This is a genomic window from Agrobacterium burrii (assembly GCF_017313405.1).
In the GTDB taxonomy this organism is placed as follows: Bacteria; Pseudomonadota; Alphaproteobacteria; order Rhizobiales; family Rhizobiaceae; genus Agrobacterium; species Agrobacterium burrii.
Window position 1 is genome coordinate 1 of sequence record NZ_JAFLNA010000032.1, and the last position, 638, is coordinate 638.

The window sequence follows — 638 nt, forward strand, 5'->3', positions numbered from 1 at the left end:
TTTTGGGTACGCCCTAGAGTTTAAGTCAAATGTGACGTGCGGTATATGTAACAAAAGGGTGTATTTTCGACTAAAGTTACGTTACGCAATTGAACCCACCCTAATGTGACAGAATCGCCTTGGCCCGCATCTGATACGCTCGCGTCAGCAGCACAGATCAGGACCTCGATATTCAGAACGAGCGTCTGAAGGCTGCTGATTGCGAAATCATTCGCTCGGAAACCGGATCAGGAGCGTCCCGAAAGGGGCGGTCCGAGCTGGATAACCATAATGCAGTTTTGCACGCGGGCGACGAACTTGTGGTTCTGCGGCTTGATCGGCTCGGCCGTTCCACACGCGACGTTCTCAATCTCGTTCATGAGCTTGACGAGAAAGGCGCGTCACTCCGCATTCTTGAGCCCGAAGTCACGACGGCCGGCAGCATGGGTCGAATGGTCATCACCATCCTCGGCATGGTCGCCGACATGGAACTCAAGTTCATCAAAGACAGGCAACGTGCGGGCATCGACGCGGCAAAAGCGGACGGCATCTACACTGGCAGGAAGAAGAATGTTGATGACGCAGAAATCCGCAGGCGGATCGCGGCTGGCGCAGCGAAAGCCGACGTTGCTCGTGAACTGAACATTTCCAGGATGACT

1 protein-coding gene and 1 pseudogene are annotated in these 638 nt (G+C 54.4%); both read left to right on the forward strand.

The window, feature by feature from the left end; all coding sequences use genetic code 11:
• Window positions 1-146 precede the first annotated feature (146 nt).
• Window positions 147-515: pseudogene (locus JZX89_RS28445) on the forward strand (recombinase family protein); the annotation flags it as partial.
• Window positions 516-527: 12 nt separating this feature from the next.
• On the forward strand, window positions 528-638 hold a 111-nt coding region (locus JZX89_RS28950), incomplete at its 3' end, for a helix-turn-helix domain-containing protein (RefSeq protein ID WP_369809638.1).